The sequence below is a fragment of the Leucobacter sp. VD1 genome, assembly GCF_037150695.1.
Taxonomy (GTDB): Bacteria; Actinomycetota; Actinomycetes; order Actinomycetales; family Microbacteriaceae; genus Leucobacter.
Genome location: NZ_JBBCPO010000001.1, coordinates 774,394 through 790,209 on the forward strand (window position 1 = coordinate 774,394; position 15,816 = coordinate 790,209).

A 15,816-nucleotide genomic window follows, 5' to 3' on the forward strand; every position below is an offset into this window, starting at 1 on the left:
CTGCTGAACAGTGCCTTGGAACGGTCGGGGTTTGCAGCCGGAGCACGCTAAGCTAATGAAATCTGTGCCTCGCGGCTCCACATTTCGGGACCGCCCACCGAAAGGATCCTCGTGACTCTCGACCCGATCAGCCTCATCATGTTCGGCCTCATCGCCGTTCTGATCTTCTTCATGTTCCGCAACGGCAAGAAGCGTCAGCAGGCGATGCAGGAACTCCAGAACGGCCTCCGGCCCGGCGCTGAGGTGATGCTGCAGTCGGGCATCTTCGGCACCATCGAGTCCATCGACGAGAACGAAAACCGCGCCACCGTGCGCAGCGGCAGCTCCACCTTCGTGGTGCACCGCAACGCGATTTCGCAGATCGTCACCCCTGTCGAAGGCGCCGACGATGCCGTTCAGGCGACCGCATCCTTCGCACCTGACGATGATCCCGAGTTCGGTGAACGTCTCGCTAAGGGCGCGCCCAGCGACGCAACCCCCGCAGCTGATGAGACCACTGAGGCTCCCGAGGCCACCGGCGAAGCAAGCGAGCGCCCCGACGCCGACGATCAGACCGACGGGCAGACGCCCAAGGCCTGATCGGCCACCGCCGTGGGAGGGGACCGCGGCAAGAACCACTTCACTCAGACAGAAAGCAGTCAGTCTTGGCGTCCACACCTGCGGTGCGGAGGGCTCGTCGCTCCCTCGTATTCCTTCTGGTCCTCATCGTCGGCCTCGCGGGCCTCATCACCTACGGCGTATTCCGCAGCGATGCGACGTGGACGCCAAAACTGGCTCTCGACCTGCAGGGCGGCACGCAGATCCTGCTTGCCGCCGAGCAGACCGACGGTCAGGCCGTGAGCGGTGAGCAACTGCAGCAGGCGGTCTCGATCATCCGTCAGCGCGTTGACGCGGCCGGCGTCTCCGAAGCCGAGATCACCACGCAGGGTAGCCAGCACATCTCGGTCTCCATCCCCGGCAAGGCAGACGAAGCGACGCTGAAGCGCATTGAAGCCTCCGCGAAGCTCGACTTCCGCCCTGTGCTCGCCACCGGTATGGGCGTCGACCTCGAAAAGCTGCAGCAGCAGAACGAGCAGGCGACCGCCGAGGGCGACACTGCCGATCCCGCTGCCGCTGCGCAGGATGACACCGCCGCAAAGGACGCTGCCGCAAAGGACGCAGCCGCGGGGCCTGTCGACCCTGATCCGCTGCCCACCGAGGCCGGCGACCTGGCCTGGATCACCCCCGCTCTGCAGCAGCAGTTTGATGCGTTCAGCTGCGATTCGGAGGCTGCGCTCGATACGCGCGATGCTGCAGCGGATCGCCCCCTCATCACCTGCGACGACGCCGGCATGGAGAAGTTCATCCTCGGCCCGGTCGAGCTGAGCGGTGACGTCATCACCAATGCCGTCGCTCAGATGGGCACCACCAGCACCGGCGCCAGCACCGGTGAGTGGGTCGTGCAGATCACCATGAACCGTAAGGGCGCCGACACCTTCGGCAAGATCAGCACCAGGCTCTTCGGTGCCGCAGAACCGCAGAACCGCTTCGCCTTCGTGCTCGACGGCAGCGTGCTCTCGGCTCCCACCATGAACGGGCAAATCCTCGACGGCCGCCCCTCGATCAGCGGCAGCTTCACCCAGGAGTCCGCGAAGGCGCTCGCCGATCAGCTCAAGTTCGGTGCACTGCCGATGGACTTCACCGTGCAGAGCCAGGAGGACATCTCCGCGACACTCGGCACGAACCAGCTGCAGGCTGGCCTGCTCGCGGGCCTGATCGGTCTGCTGCTCGTGGTGGTCTACTCGATCTTCCAGTACCGAGCTCTCGGTTCGCTGACGATCGCCTCTCTGGGCGTCGCCGCGATTCTGACATACCTGCTGCTCACGTTCTTCTCGTGGCGACAAGGTTACCGTCTGTCGCTCGCGGGCGTGGCCGGCATCATCGTGGCGGTGGGCTTCACCGCCGACTCGTTCATCGTCTACTTCGAGCGCATCCGCGACGCACTGCGTGACGGCTTCAGCATCGAGAGCGCTGTCGAGCACGGCTGGAAGCGCGCCTTCCGCACGGTGCTCGCCTCTGACGGCGTGAACTTCCTTGCCGCGGTGATCCTTTTCATTCTCGCCGTCGGCAACGTGAAGGGCTTCGCGTTCACGCTGGGCCTCACCACGCTCGTCGATGTGCTCGTGGTGGCACTCTTCACGCACCCGATGATGGTGCTGCTGGCCCGCACCCGCTTCTACCGCTCGGGCCACCCGGCCTCGGGTCTCGATCCGAAGCGTCTGGGCGCCGTCTACCGCGGGCGCGCGCAGTTCCGCGAGCCCGTCGTCGCTACGAAGGGTGCGGGCAAGAAGAACGCCCGCAGCCAGAAGGAAGCAGAACGCCGGCAGACCATCGCCGAGCGTAAGGCGGCGGAACAGGGCATCTCGCTCGAATCCGCCAACACCGGAAAGGAGAGCTAAGCATGGCTCGCTCATTCGCCGAATTCGGCAACGCTCTCTACACCGGCGAGAAGTCGATCAACTTCGTCGGCAAGCGCAAGGTCTGGTACCTGGTCTCCCTCGTGCTGATTGTGCTCTCGGTGCTCGGCCCGCTCGCGCGCGGCGGTTTCACCTTCGGCATCGAGTTCACTGGCGGCAGCCAGTTCCAGGTGCACCTCGCCGAAGGCGGTGACCGTGACCCCGCGCTTGCTGAATCCGCAGTGGCCGAGGTGCTGCCTGCTGCGGCCCCTCGCGTCACCCAGCTCGGCCCCACCGATATCCGTGTGCAGACCGAGGCGCTTGACGAGTCCGAGAACCGGGCCGTGAACGCCGCCCTCGCCAAGGCTTACAGCGTCAGCGAAGATGAGGTCACCTACTCGTACATCGGCCCGGCCTGGGGCCAGGACATCACCAAGCAGGCGGTCATCGCCCTGGTGGTGTTCCTGCTCTTCGCTGCGCTGGTGATGGCGATCTACTTCCGCACCTGGAAGATGTCGCTGGCGGCCATCATCGCGCTGCTGCACGACCTCGTCATCACTGCGGGCATCTACGGCATCTCGGGATTTGAGATCACGCCGGCTGCGATGATCGGCTTCCTCACGATCCTCGGCTACTCCCTCTACGACACCGTGGTGGTGTTCGACAAGATTCGCGAAAACACCTCAGGGGGCGAGCTGAACGACCGTCGCACCTTTGCTGAGTCGGTCAACCTGGGTGTCAACCAGACGCTCGTGCGTTCGATCAATACCTCGGTCGTCGCCCTGCTGCCGGTCGCTTCGATTCTCTTCATCGGTGCTTTCGTGCTCGGTGCAGGAACGCTCCGCGACATCTCACTGGCACTGTTCATCGGCATTCTGGTGGGCGCATACTCGACGATCTTCATCGCTGCGCCGGCCTATGCGCATCTGCGCGAGAACGAGCCCGCGATCAAGCGTCACGACGAGAAGGTGCTGCGTGCGCGAAAGGCTCAGTCGAGCGACGCCGAGGAGCAGAACGGGGCCGCGATCAGCGCTTAGCGCCGGTTCGTGGGAATGACCTCTCGTGGTGTAACGTTCAAACATTCGAGGGAGGTCAGAGTGGTCACGAACGACGTCACGCAGCAGAGCGGTACGACGGCGCTGCGTCGCCTGGTTCCTCGAATCTTCTCCCGAGGCAGCTCACCGGGCGCCGTCGACCAGCTCGTGCGCACCGTGCGTGCGAATTATCCGCGCGCCGACCTCTCCGTCATTGAGCGTGCCTACGTCGTTGCAGAACGCGCGCATCGCGGGCAGAAGCGACGCAGTGGCGAGCCGTACATCACCCACCCGATCGCGGTCGCTCAGATCCTCGCCGAGCTGGGCGTCGCTCCCGTGGCGATCGCTGCCGCGCTGCTGCACGACACCGTCGAAGACACCGACTACACCCTTGAACAGCTGACGGCCGAGTTCGGCGATGAGATCGCGATGCTCGTCGACGGTGTGACGAAGCTCGACAAAGTGAAGTACGGCGACTCTGCGCAGGCCGAAACCGTGCGCAAGATGGTGGTCGCGATGTCGAAAGACATCCGTGTACTGGTGATCAAGCTGGCGGATCGGCTGCACAACGCCCGCACCTGGGGCTTTGTGCCCGGCGATTCCGCCAAGCGCAAGGCGCAGGAGACTGTTGAGATCTATGCGCCGCTCGCGCATCGGCTCGGTATTCAGTCGTTGAAGGCCGAGCTCGAAGATCTCTCTTTCGCAGTGCTGAAGCCGAAGCTGTACGCCGAGATCGAGAACCTCGTGACGCAGCGCAATCCGCAGCGTGACGAGCTCGTGGGTACGGTGATCAGTTCGATCGAGAATGATCTGCGCGATGCGAAGATTCGCGGCGAGGTGACGGGCCGCCCCAAGGAGCTCTACTCCATCTACCAGAAGATGGTGGTGCGCGGCCGCGACTTCGACGACATCTATGATCTCGTGGGAATCCGCGTGCTCGTGAACTCGATTCGCGACTGCTACGCCGTGCTCGGTGCGGTGCACGCGCGGTGGACCCCGATCCCGGGCCGCTTCAAGGACTACATCGCCACCCCGAAGTTCAACTTGTACCAGTCGCTGCATACCACGGTGATCGGGCCTGACGGGCGTGCTGTCGAGATCCAGATCCGCACCGTCGAGATGCACCAGCGCGCCGAGTACGGCGTGGCAGCCCACTGGAAGTACAAGCAGCGCCAGCAGGGGCAGCAGGCGCCAGGTTCCAGCGATATGGCCTGGCTCGCGCACATTTCGGACTGGCAGGCTGAGACTGAAGACCCGAGCGAGTTTCTCGATGCGCTGCGCTTCGAGATCGGCGCGAAGGAAGTGTACGTCTTCACCCCGAAGGGGCGCGTTATCGGGCTTCCCTCCGGCGGCACCCCTGTCGACTTCGCCTACGCCGTGCACACGGAGGTGGGGCACCGCACGATGGGGGCCCGCGTGAACGGCCGCCTCGTGTCGCTCGAGACGCCGCTGCAGAACGGTGACGTTGTCGAGGTGTTTACCTCGAAGGATCCGAACGCGGGCCCGAATAAGTCGTGGCTCGATTTCGTGAAAAGCAAGCGAGCCCAGAACAAGATCCGACAGTGGTTCACCAAGGAGCGTCGCGAAGAAGACGCCGAGAACGGCAAGGTCGAGATCACGAAGGCGTTGCGCAAGCAGGGGCTGCCGCTGCACCAGGTGATGAATTCTGAGGGCTTGCAGCAGGTGGCGCTGCAGCTGCGCTACGCAGATGTCACGGCGCTCTACGCAGGCGTGGGAGCCGGGCACGTGTCGGCGCAGTCGGTGGTGGAGAAGGTCACCGGGTTGCTTTTCGACGAGCAAAGCTCGACGGAGCCCGCTCTTGCCACTTTGCCGATCATCGAAGCGCCGCGCGCGAGCCGGGTGGCCGATTCCAGCGGCATTGCCGTGAAGGGTGCTTCGGGTGTGCTTGCGAAGTTGGCGAAGTGCTGCACGCCAGTGCCCGGAGATGACGTGATGGGCTTTGTCACGAAGTCCGATGGTGTTTCGGTGCACCGAGTTGACTGTCACAACTTCATCAATCTGCGAGAGCAGCAGGATCGAGTGGTCGAGGTCGAGTGGGCGCCCTCCTCGAAGAGCGTGTTCCTCGTGCAGATCCAGGTCGAAGCGCTCGATCGTTCTGGTCTGCTCTCCGATATCACCCGCTCGTTGTCGGAGCACCACGTGAACATTCTCTCGGCTTCGGTGAACACCTCGACGGCGCGGCTGGCGGTCAGCAAGTTCGTGTTCGAGATGGCCAACTCGACGCACCTCGACCATGTGCTCAACGCTGTGCGTCGCATCGACGGGGTCTACGACGTCTATCGCATCACGAACTGATCGACTGGTTTGCGCGCTGCGGGCGGCGTCTGGCGCGGGATCTGCTTCGTGGGCGAATCGAGTCGCCGCAGCGCCACCGCGCGGTACTGCGCCCGACCGTTCCTGAGCGTGGTGCGGAGCTGGTCGGAGCCGCCTGGGATCATGCGGATCAGGAGGCGCACTGCCACCAGGTGCGCACGGTCGAAGGCTTCGGGGTTGCGAAGCAGGTCGCATGCGGTCTGCGCAGGGGTGGTGACCCGCAGATCTGGGGCGAAGGCACTCAGCTCGTGGTGTGCGTAAGCGAATTGATGCACCGAGACGCCCGGGGCCGGTGTGCGGCGTTCGGGTCTGCGCCTGTTGAGCGTTGAGAATTCAAGCGGGTGCCCTGGCTCGCGACAAACACCCCAGACCCAGGCGGCCGTGAGTCGCACTGCGACGTGATCGGCGTCGAGCCAGGGGCGCAGTGCTGCTGCCCGCACGCGTGGTGTCTCGGGCCAGCCGACGCCGCGCACACCGGGGCCGCATCGCAGCAGCGTGCCTCTGAGCCGCTCGGCCGAGCGAACGGCTGCGGGCCAGTGATCAAAGCAGGGGAGCGGTGGCAGGGAGCGCTGAGTCATGCTCCCCATGCTCGACGCCGGGGCCTGAAAATGCCAGACCCCGGCGTCGAATGTGGATAACTCGCCCAAGGCTGCGCGAGTCGCGCGGCTGTGAGCGGAGCCTGAGTTAGTCGCCGATGGCTGCGAGCCACGACTGCTGAGTTGCGAGCTTCTGCTCGGCCTCAGCCTGCGCCTGTGCGTTTCCGGCGGCCCGTGCCGCCTCAACCTCGGCGGTCAGCTCGGCGATCGAGGCTTCGAGCTGGCCGCGCAGGCCCTCGCTGCGAGCCTTCGTCTCCGGGTTAGTCTTGCGCCAGTGCTCTTCTTCGAGACCCTTGACGTGGTCTTCGATCTTGCGCAGGCGTGACTCGATATCACGCAGCGCCTCGCGGGGCACCCGGCCGATCTCATCCCAGCGCAGCTGGATATCGGTGAGTGCCTTGCGGGCTGCACCGTGCTCACGCTGATCGAGGATAGGGGCTGCTTCGTCGAGCAGTGCCTGCTTCGCGGTGAGGTTCGCAGCGTACTCTTCGTTGGTCTGCGCGGCCTCGGCGGCTTTCGCCTCGTAGAGCACGTCACCGGCGGCCTTGAAGCGAGCCCAGAGCTGATCGTCGAGCTTGCGGCTGGCGCGGCCGGCAGCCTTCCACTCGTCGAGCAGCGCGCGATACGCGGGAATGCCGTCGATGCCCTGAGATGCGAGCGCCTCGGCTGCGGCGATGATCCGCTCCTTGCGCTGCTTCACGTCTTTGTTGTTGGCGTCCATCTGCGCGAAGTGCGCGCGGCGTGCCGAGTCGAAGGACTGACGAGCGGTGCGGAAACGCTTCCACATGGCGTCTGCCTGTGCCTTGGGGATCTGGGGGCCGCTGCGCTGCGCGGTCTGCCAGTCGGTGAAGAGCTGCTCGAAGGTCTGGCTGGTGTCCTTCCAGCGGATCGACGCCTCGGGCTGGGCCGCGAGGCGCTCAGCCTCGGCGACAATGGCCTCGCGCTTGGCGACGGCCTCCTGGCGGGCGGCTTCGCGCTCGGCCTGCTGCTTCTCGCCGAGGGCAGCGGTCTTCTCGGCGAGCTTCTCGACACGGCTGCGCAGTGCCGCGATGTCGCCCACCGCAGCGGGCTCAACGAGCTGTTCGCGCAGCTTGGCGACGCTGTCAACCGCCGATCCGTCGGCGGTGCCGCGTGCGACGCGCGCCTCGAGTAGCACGATCTGCCCTTCGAGGTCGGCGTACTTGCGGGTGAAGTAGGCCAGTGCCTCTTCGGGGGTGCCGTCGGGGAACGAACCAACCGCGCGTTCGCTGTCGCCCTCGCGAACATAGACGGTGCGGTCGTCGTCGACTCGGCCCCAGGGCGTTTCGTTGCTCGCTTCGCTCAAGGTTCTGCTCACCTGTCGTGTGGGGCCGGCTCGCCGACCATAACGGAATAGACCCCTCCACTATGCCATAGCCAGCGTTGCCCGGGCCCGTACTGACCGCGAATGTCAGGGGTGCTCGGTAGCATTGGGGGCGTGGAATCGAACACCGCTCCGGCGCACACCGCTCCTCTTGCGGTGCGCATGCGGCCGCGCTCGCTCGATGAGGTCGTGGGGCAGCAGCATCTGCTGCGGGCAGGATCACCGCTGCGCACGCTCGCTTCCGACTCCGAAGGGGGCGGAGGGGCCGTCTCCGTGATTCTCTGGGGGCCGCCTGGCACGGGCAAGACTACGCTCGCCCAGGCCATCGCGCACTCGAGTGGGCGCCGCTTCGTCGAACTGTCGGCAGTGACCGCAGGCATCAAAGACGTTCGCACCGTGATGGAGCGCGCCTTGAACGATCGCGATCTGTACGGCATCGCGACGGTGCTCTTCCTCGACGAGATCCATCGATTCACCAAGGCGCAGCAGGATGCACTGCTGCCCGGTGTCGAGAACGGGTGGGTGACGCTGGTAGCCGCGACGACAGAGAACCCGTCCTTCTCGGTGATCAGCCCGCTGCTGTCGCGTTCGCTGCTGCTCACCCTCGAACCTCTCGACGATGCCGATCTGCGTAGGCTGCTCGAACGCGCAATCGCCGACCCACGAGGTTTGGCAGGTGCTGTCGAAGCCGACGGTGAGGCGCTTGATGCGCTGGTGCAGCTCGCATCGGGCGACGCGCGGCGGGCCCTCACCGCACTCGAGGCCTCGGCCGCTTCGGCGCTCGCCGGGGGAGTGGCCGTCTCCGCCGCCGAAACTGAGCCAGACAGCACGGCTCGCTCTGACGAAGAACCTGAGATCAACGGTGAGGCCGGGCCTCAGCGTGCACAGCTGACCGCCGAGATCGTGTCTGCAGCGGTGGACCGTGCGCTGCTGCGCTATGACCGCAACGGCGATCAGCACTACGACGTCATCAGCGCCTTCATTAAATCGCTGCGCGGATCCGACCCCGATGCCGCGATCCACTATCTTGCTCGCATGATCGAGGCAGGAGAAGATCCGAGATTCATCGCGCGGCGCCTCATGGTGCACGCGGCAGAAGACGTGGGCCTTGCAGACCCGCAGGCGCTTCCGATTGCGGTCGCGGCGGCTGAGGCGACGCAGCTGATCGGTTTGCCTGAGGCGCGGATCCCGCTCGCCGAGGCCACGATCTATATTGCTACGGCGCCTAAGTCGAACGCCGTCATCACGGCGATCGACTCGGCCATTGCCGATGTGAAGGCGGGGCGCTTCGGCCTCGTGCCGAAGCACCTGCGCGACGCGCACTACCCGGGCGCGAAGCGGCTCGGCCACGGCAAGGGCTACCTCTACCCGCACAATGATCCGCGCGGAGTCTCCCGGCAGCAGTATCTCCCCGAAGAACTTGCCGACCGCGTCTACTACGCGCCCACGCAGCACGGCAACGAACGCGAGATCTCAGAGCGCCTCGACAAGATCCGCCGCATCACCAGGGGGTGAGCAGCGGCGAATTCTGAGAGAAGCAGTAGTTTCTGATACGATAGTCGCTGGCCAACACCGCTGCCGCGCACGGCTGCGCGCGGAATAGCAGGTGGCAGTCGCCCTGTAGCCGGGTTTCTGCACTGGTCGTTCCCTCACCGAAGACGGTTTGTTGCGTCGCGTGCATTGCGAACGAAGGTTCGTGAATGCGGGCGCAGCGTGGCCGAGAGAACACAGGGCTCGATCCCGAGCTCGCACTGTCAGAAACCCGAAAGGATCAACGTGTCGACTACGTCGCGTACCCGTTCCAAGACCCGCCTGAGCCGCTCGCTCGGCATCGCGCTGACCCCCAAGGCTGCGCGCTACCTCGAGAAGCGCCCCTACGGCCCCGGCCAGCACGGCCGCACCAAGCGCAAGAGCGACAGCGACTACGCCGTCCGTCTGCGTGAGAAGCAGCGTCTCCGCGCCCAGTACGGCATCCGCGAGAAGCAGCTCGTCATCGCCTTCAAGGAAGCCCGTCGTCAGGACGGCCTGACCGGTGAGAACCTCGTCGAGCTGCTCGAGATGCGTCTCGACGCACTCGTGCTGCGCGCCGGCTTCGCCCGCACCACCGCGCAGGCTCGCCAGATGGTCGTGCACCGTCACATCCTCGTCGACGGCAAGATCGTCGACCGCCCCTCTTTCCGCGTGAAGCCGGGCCAGCTCATCCACGTCAAGGAGCGCTCCGAGGGCATGGAGCCCTTCCAGGTCGCAGCTGCCGGCGGTCACGCCGAGGTGCTGCCGAACGTTCCCGGCTACCTCGAGGTCGAGCTCGACAAGCTCCAGGCACGTCTCGTGCGTCGCCCGAAGCGCGCTGAGGTCCCCGTGACCTGTGAAGTGCAGCTCGTGGTCGAGTACTACTCGGGCCGCTAAGCACCGAGCATCATATGCCGCAGGGGCGTCGGAGCAATCCGGCGCCCCTTCGGCGTCTCCGGGGGACATCCCGCTGGGTGTCGGAGGCTACCGCTAAGCTTGAGAAACGTTTCTCGTGCACGACCGATAATCGCGCACGAACGCCACGAGGAGGAATGGAAACATGCGCAAACTGCTGTGGCTGCTGAACGGAGTGGTGCTGGGATTCGTCGCCGCGCACTTCGTCAATCAGACGCCGGAGGGGCGACGCTTCTTCGCTCGCGTCAACCGCGGGGTCGACGAGCTGAACCGGGCTTTCGTCACCGGCTATCGAGAAGCCGAAGCCGAAGCCGACGAACTGCTCGACGACGTCGAGAACGCGCTGCGCAAGCTGCGCCAGCAGCGCTGACCCCACCACCCACACACCCAGAAGGACTCCGCTCGGATGCTGACCGCCGAAATCCACCGCCGCTGGCTCGACTTCTTCGAAAAGCGAGGACACACTGTCGTGCCCTCGGCCTCCCTCGTGAGCGACGACCCGAGCCTCATGTTCACCGTTGCCGGCATGGTGCCGTTCGTGCCCTACCTCTCGGGTCTGGTTCCCGCTCCATACAAGCGGGCCACGAGCGTGCAGAAGTGCATTCGCACCAACGACATTGAAGAGGTCGGCAAGACCCCGCGTCACGGCACCTTCTTCCAGATGTGCGGCAACTTCTCCTTCGGTGACTACTTCAAGGAAGAAGCGATTCGCTTCGCCTGGGAACTGCTCACTACGAGTGAGGCCGAAGGCGGCCTCGGATTTGAGGCGAAGGACCTCTGGGTTACCGTCTACGAAGACGACGATGAGGCCATCGGGTTCTGGAAGCAGCACTCGTCGCTTCCCGACGAACGCATCCAGCGCCTCGGCAAAGACACCAACTACTGGTCGACCGGTCAGCCCGGCCCCGCTGGTCCGTGCTCCGAGATCTTCTACGATCTGGGCCCGGAGTACGGCGTCGATGGCGGCCCCGCCACCGACGACGATCGCTACGTCGAGATTTGGAATCTCGTCTTCATGCAATACCAGATCACCGATGTGAAGTCGAAGACCGACTTTACGATCGTGGGCGAGCTGCCGAACAAGAACATCGACACCGGTATGGGTCTCGAGCGTGTCGCGTTCATCAAGCAGGGCGTGCAGAACATGTACGAGATCGATCAGGTGCGCCCCGTGCTCGATCGCGCTGCCGAACTCGCGGGCAAAACCTACGGTGCGAACCACGAGGACGATGTGCGCTTGCGCGTCATCGCCGATCACGTGCGCAGCGGCCTGATGCTCATCGCCGACGGGGTCACCCCATCTAATGAGGGCCGTGGCTACATCCTGCGCCGCCTGCTGCGCCGCGTTGTTCTTTCGATGCGTCTCCTCGGCTTCGACGGCCCGAGCTTCGCTGAACTCTTCCCCGTGTCGCGCGACGCGATGCAGTCGGCCTACCCGGCAGTGGAGCGCGACTTCGACTTCATTTCGCGAGCCGCCTACGCCGAGGAGAAGACCTTCCTGCGCACCCTCGCCTCGGGCATTCAGATTCTCGACTCGGCGGTGGCTGCAGCAAAATCTGCAGACGTCTCGGTGCCCGGTGACACCGCGTTCTTGCTGCACGACACCCACGGCTTCCCGATCGAGCTGACGCTTGAGATCGCCGAGGAGGCCGGCGTCTCGGTGAACCGCGAAGTCTTCACCGCGCTCATGCAGGAGCAGCGCGACCGCGCCAAGGCCGACGCCAAGGCGAAGAAGGGCCAGCGCGCCGACCTCTCCGTCTACAAGGAGCTGCGCGGCCTCGGCGAGACCGCGTTCGTTGGCTACGACGAACTCAACCACGAGAGCCGCGTGCTCGGGATCGTTGTCGACGGCACCCCCGCCTCTGAGGCGCGTGAGGGCCAGATGGCCGAGATCGTGCTCGCTGAGACCTCCTTGTGGGCTGAATCCGGCGGTCAGGATTCTGACCAGGGCCTCATCGTGGGCGACGGCTTTGAGGCTGAGGTGCTCGATGTGCAGAGGCCGGTGCCCGGCCTCATCGTGCACACCGTCAAGGTGACGATCGGCACGATCGGGCTCGACGCGCGGGCCGAGACCCGTGTCGACGCCGACTACCGCCGTGGTGCCACGCAGGCCCACTCGGGTACGCACATCGTGCACGCCGCGCTGCGGGAGGTGCTCGGTTCGAGTGCCCACCAGGCCGGCTCCTACAACAAGGCCGGGTATCTGAGGCTCGACTTCTCCCACGCCGAAGCCCTCTCGGCAGAGACGAAGAGCGAGATCGAGGAGATCTCGAACCTTGCGATCCGCAGCGACTTCGACGTTGTCACTCGCGAGATGCCCATCGACGAGGCGAAGGCCATGGGCGCGATGGCGCTCTTCGGCGAGAAATACGGCGACCGTGTGCGCGTCGTCGACATCGGCGGCCCGTGGTCGCGCGAACTCTGCGCCGGCACGCACGTGTCCAGCTCGTCTGAGATCGGCATGATCAGCCTCATCTCCGAGAGCTCGGTCGGTTCGACGAACCGCCGCGTCGAGTCGCTCGTCGGCATCGAAGCCTTCCGCAATTTCGCTGCTGAGCGCGCTATTGTGCAGCAGCTCACCGGTGGCCTGAAAGTGCCGCGGGCCGAGCTTGTCTCAAAGGTGCAGGATCTCGGCGCACAGCTGCGGGCGGCCGAGAAGAAGATTGCGGCCCTCGAGGCCGAGAAACTGGGGCAACGGGTGCCTGAGCTGCTGGCTGGTGCGCAGCAGTTCGGCGAGGTGCGCGCCGTGCTCGGATCGCTCGGCACTGTCGGCTCGGCAGATGATGTGCGCGCTCTAGTGCTGCAGCTGCGCGACAGGCTCGCCTCGGAGGCAGGCGTTGTGGTGCTCGCCGGCGAGACCGGTGGCAAGCCCGTGGTGCTCGCCGCGACAACCGCTGATGCGCGCGACCGTGGCGTGCGTGCCGGTGATCTCGCGAAGCTCGGTGCTCAGGTGCTCGGCGGCGGGGGAGGCGGCAAGCCCGATCTCGCCCAGGGCGGCGGTGCCGATCCTGCGAAGATCGACGATGCGCTGGCCGAGATCCGGCGACACCTGGGTGGCTGATGCGCAGCGGAGTACGTCTGGGGATTGACGTTGGTAAAGCCCGCGTTGGCGTCTCCCGCAGCGACCCTCACGGGATGCTGGCGACGCCGGTTGAGACGGTGCCGCGCGACCTCGGTGGTGACGCCGATCTCGCGCGCATCGCCGAGATCGTCGCAGAGCACGACGCCTTCGAGGTGATCGTGGGGTTGCCGCTGAACCTGCGGGGCGAGCGTACCCCCTCGACTGACGACGCGGCAGCGTTCGCGGGGCGCCTCGCCGCCCGCCTGGGGGGAGAGGCGGCGAAGGTGCGGCTTGTCGACGAACGATTGTCGACGGTGTCGGCGCAGGGGCATCTGCGTCAGGCCGGAAAGAAGACCAAGCAGAGCAGGTCGATCATCGACCAGGCGGCGGCCGTGGTGATCCTGCAGCACGCGCTCGATTTGGAGCGCGCCAGGGGAGAAGCCCCCGGCCAGGCGGCCGCACTTCCCGAGCCCCCCGAGGAGGAGACTCGCCCATGAACGCGCGTTCATCAGAGCAGGAGGGCCGCACCGGCCGCCGTGTGCTCATCTCGTTGCTCGTCGCCCTGCTGCTGCTCGGCGGTCTCGCCGGTGCCGGGGCCTTTCTCTGGTCGCAGTATGGCGAGCAGATCTCTCTGGCGATGGGGTGGTCCACCAACGACTACGACGACAGCGATCAGGGTGAGGAAGTGACGGTTGCCATCCGCTCCGGCGAGATTGGCTCCGATATCGCGGCCTCGCTCCACAAGGCCGGTGTGGTGAAGACCTCCGACGCCTTTTACGAGCTGCTGCTCGCGCAGCAGCCTCAGGTTGAGTTCCTTCCCGGCGTATACACGGTGCGTGAGCGTATGAGTGCACAGGCTGCGCTCGACGCCTTGAAGGATCCCGCGAACCGTCGTCAGCTCAGCGCCACTATTCCAGAGGGGCTCACCATCGAGGGCACGCTTGAGCGGCTCTCACAGGGATCCGGTATCCCCTATGAGGAGTTCGCCGCGGCCGCCGCCGACCCGGCAGCATACGGCGTGCCCGCAGGGGTGCCCTCATTGGAGGGTTGGCTGTTCCCCGCCACCTACGAGTTCTCGCCGGAGATGACCGCGCAGGACATCATCGCCCTGCTCGTGAGCCATCAGGTGCAGGTGCTCGACGAGTTCGGAGTGCCCGAGGCGGATCGCGAGCGCGTGCTCACCATCGCGTCGATTGTGCAGCGCGAGGGCCGCGACGCCGACTTCGCAATGATCTCGCAGGTGATCCACAAGCGACTCGCGATCGATATGGCATTGGGTATGGATTCGACGGCGCAGTACGGCTCAGGCGAGCACGGCAGTTTCTGGTCGAGCGACGAGGCGTTGAGCGACGACAATCCTTGGAACACGTACGTGCACAAGGGATTGCCGATCGGCCCCATCTCCAACCCGGGGCGCGCCGCGGTCGATGCGGCTCTGCACCCGGCCGACACCGATTGGCTCTTCTTCGTGAACGCGCCAGGCGGCAACGGCGCACTGACCTTCACCTCAAACGAGGCGGATCACGAGGCTGCGGTCCAGGTGTACCGCGATTGGTGCGCTGCGACACCCGACAGCGGGTGCTGAGGTGTCGCACGAGCACGAGCACGAGCACGAGCACGAGCACGAGCACGAGCACGAGCACGCTCAGCCCCGCCCGCCTGTGACGGCGCTGCCGACGGCGAGCCTTGCCGTGCTGGGATCGCCGATCCGCCACTCGAAATCGCCCGCGATTCACGCCGCCGCGTACACGCAACTCGGTCTTGATTGGAGTTACGGCCGAGAAGAACTGCAGGCAGCGGATCTCAAGAGCTTTCTTGCCGGGCTCGGCCCCGAGTGGCGGGGGCTGTCGCTCACGATGCCACTCAAAGAAGAAGCCCATCGGATCGCTCTCGTGCGTGATCCGATCGCTGAGGAGAGCGGTGTTGTCAACACGCTGCTGCGCCTCGGCGTGCCCGCCCCTGGCGGTGGATCGGCCTGGGCCGGTTTCAACACCGATGTTGGCGGGCTTGCCGCCGCGATTGCCAAGGCCGGCCTCGATGCGACGCGCACAGCTGTGATCGGATCGGGGGCGACCGCGGTGTCAGCGCTGCTGGCGGCCCGTCGGTTGGGTGCCGAGCACGTCGAGATCGTGGCGCGCAACGCTGCTGCTGTCGCCGACCTGGTTGCACGCTTCTGCGACACCTGTGAGCCCGGCACGGAGCGGCCGCTGCAGGTCTCGGGCACCGTGACGTCGCAGGAACCTGACCGCACGGGTGCGGCCGAGAACTCCGCGCCGCAGCAGGCAGCGGTGCCCACCCTCGTGATTTCAACGCTGCCAGGCCAGGCCGGCAACGAACTCGAACTGCCAGAGGCGCTGCTGCGCGCCCCGCTCTTCGACGTCGCCTATGATCCCTGGCCGTCACCGCTTGCAGAGCGCTGGCGCGCGGCTGGAAGCGCAGCGCACTCGGGAGACGGCATGCTCATCGAGCAGGCACTGCTGCAGATTCGCATCTTCGTGGCAGGCGACCCTGCGACGCCGCTGCAGCACGAAGAACGCCTCCTCGAGGTGATGCGCGACGCGGCGACGCCCACGAATATGGGAAGATAGCA

General features: G+C 65.6%; 13 protein-coding genes. 11 read left to right on the plus strand and 2 right to left on the minus strand.

Annotation, left to right across the window (positions count from 1 at the left end):
* Positions 1-111: 111 nt before the first annotated feature.
* From yajC to WFL22_RS03635, 4 genes are all read left to right on the plus strand, one after another.
* The gene (gene yajC, locus WFL22_RS03620) at positions 112-579 is read left to right on the plus strand and encodes a preprotein translocase subunit YajC (RefSeq protein ID WP_336991510.1); all 468 of its coding nucleotides are present in this window, start codon (positions 112-114) and stop codon (positions 577-579) included.
* A 65-nt stretch (positions 580-644) separates the two neighbouring features.
* Positions 645-2,438 (plus strand): protein translocase subunit SecD, encoded by a 1,794-nt coding sequence (gene secD / locus WFL22_RS03625; protein WP_336991511.1) that lies wholly within the window; start codon positions 645-647, stop codon positions 2,436-2,438.
* A 2-nt stretch (positions 2,439-2,440) separates the two neighbouring features.
* Entirely contained in the window at positions 2,441-3,472 is a 1,032-nt protein-coding gene (secF, locus tag WFL22_RS03630; RefSeq protein WP_336991513.1) for a protein translocase subunit SecF, read from the plus strand.
* Between the two features lie 60 nt (positions 3,473-3,532).
* Entirely contained in the window at positions 3,533-5,785 is a 2,253-nt protein-coding gene (locus WFL22_RS03635) for a RelA/SpoT family protein (protein ID WP_336651088.1), read from the plus strand.
* Here the strand turns inward: WFL22_RS03635 and WFL22_RS03640 are convergent.
* Complete coding sequence (locus WFL22_RS03640; protein ID WP_336991514.1) at positions 5,767-6,381, minus strand: hypothetical protein; 615 nt, start codon at positions 6,379-6,381, stop codon at positions 5,767-5,769. The genes WFL22_RS03635 and WFL22_RS03640 overlap by 19 nt on opposite strands.
* 106 nt (positions 6,382-6,487) lie before the next feature.
* The gene (locus WFL22_RS03645; protein WP_336991516.1) at positions 6,488-7,723 is read right to left on the minus strand and encodes a DUF349 domain-containing protein; all 1,236 of its coding nucleotides are present in this window, start codon (positions 7,721-7,723) and stop codon (positions 6,488-6,490) included.
* Between the two features lie 180 nt (positions 7,724-7,903).
* Here WFL22_RS03645 and WFL22_RS03650 point away from each other — a divergent pair, with 180 nt between their 5' ends.
* The 7 genes from WFL22_RS03650 to WFL22_RS03680 all read left to right on the plus strand — a co-directional run bounded on the left by WFL22_RS03650 (position 7,904) and on the right by WFL22_RS03680 (position 15,814).
* Complete coding sequence (locus WFL22_RS03650) at positions 7,904-9,256, plus strand: replication-associated recombination protein A (protein ID WP_336991801.1); 1,353 nt, start codon at positions 7,904-7,906, stop codon at positions 9,254-9,256.
* A gap of 261 nt (positions 9,257-9,517) precedes the next feature.
* A complete protein-coding gene (rpsD, locus tag WFL22_RS03655; RefSeq protein WP_336651085.1) occupies positions 9,518-10,147 on the plus strand; it encodes a 30S ribosomal protein S4 in 630 nt (209 codons plus the stop codon).
* Positions 10,148-10,310: 163 nt separating this feature from the next.
* Positions 10,311-10,535 (plus strand): hypothetical protein, encoded by a 225-nt coding sequence (locus tag WFL22_RS03660; RefSeq protein WP_336651084.1) that lies wholly within the window; start codon positions 10,311-10,313, stop codon positions 10,533-10,535.
* Positions 10,536-10,571: 36 nt separating this feature from the next.
* The gene (gene alaS, locus WFL22_RS03665) at positions 10,572-13,226 is read left to right on the plus strand and encodes an alanine--tRNA ligase (protein WP_336991517.1); all 2,655 of its coding nucleotides are present in this window, start codon (positions 10,572-10,574) and stop codon (positions 13,224-13,226) included.
* Positions 13,226-13,723, plus strand: coding sequence for a Holliday junction resolvase RuvX (gene ruvX, locus WFL22_RS03670; RefSeq protein ID WP_336651082.1), 498 nt, complete (start codon positions 13,226-13,228; stop codon positions 13,721-13,723). Before alaS ends, ruvX begins: the two co-directional genes overlap by 1 nt.
* Complete coding sequence (gene mltG / locus WFL22_RS03675; protein WP_336991518.1) at positions 13,720-14,811, plus strand: endolytic transglycosylase MltG; 1,092 nt, start codon at positions 13,720-13,722, stop codon at positions 14,809-14,811. Before ruvX ends, mltG begins: the two co-directional genes overlap by 4 nt.
* 1 nt (position 14,812) lies before the next feature.
* On the plus strand, positions 14,813-15,814 hold the full coding sequence (locus WFL22_RS03680; protein WP_336991519.1) for a shikimate dehydrogenase family protein: 1,002 nt from the start codon (positions 14,813-14,815) through the stop codon (positions 15,812-15,814).
* Positions 15,815-15,816: the final 2 nt, after the last annotated feature.

What these genes read in the sequence shown, in the direction of transcription:
- secF (WP_336991513.1), top strand. Translation starts at nt 2,441, where the DNA reads ATGGCTCGCTCATTCGCCGAATTCGGCAACGCTCTCTACACCGGCGAG.
- WFL22_RS03640 (WP_336991514.1), bottom strand. Translation starts at nt 6,381, where the DNA reads ATGACTCAGCGCTCCCTGCCACCGCTCCCCTGCTTTGATCACTGGCCC.
- WFL22_RS03650 (WP_336991801.1), top strand. Translation starts at nt 7,904, where the DNA reads ATGCGGCCGCGCTCGCTCGATGAGGTCGTGGGGCAGCAGCATCTGCTG.
- WFL22_RS03660 (WP_336651084.1), top strand. Translation starts at nt 10,311, where the DNA reads ATGCGCAAACTGCTGTGGCTGCTGAACGGAGTGGTGCTGGGATTCGTC.
- alaS (WP_336991517.1), top strand. Translation starts at nt 10,572, where the DNA reads ATGCTGACCGCCGAAATCCACCGCCGCTGGCTCGACTTCTTCGAAAAG.
- ruvX (WP_336651082.1), top strand. Translation starts at nt 13,226, where the DNA reads ATGCGCAGCGGAGTACGTCTGGGGATTGACGTTGGTAAAGCCCGCGTT.
- mltG (WP_336991518.1), top strand. Translation starts at nt 13,720, where the DNA reads ATGAACGCGCGTTCATCAGAGCAGGAGGGCCGCACCGGCCGCCGTGTG.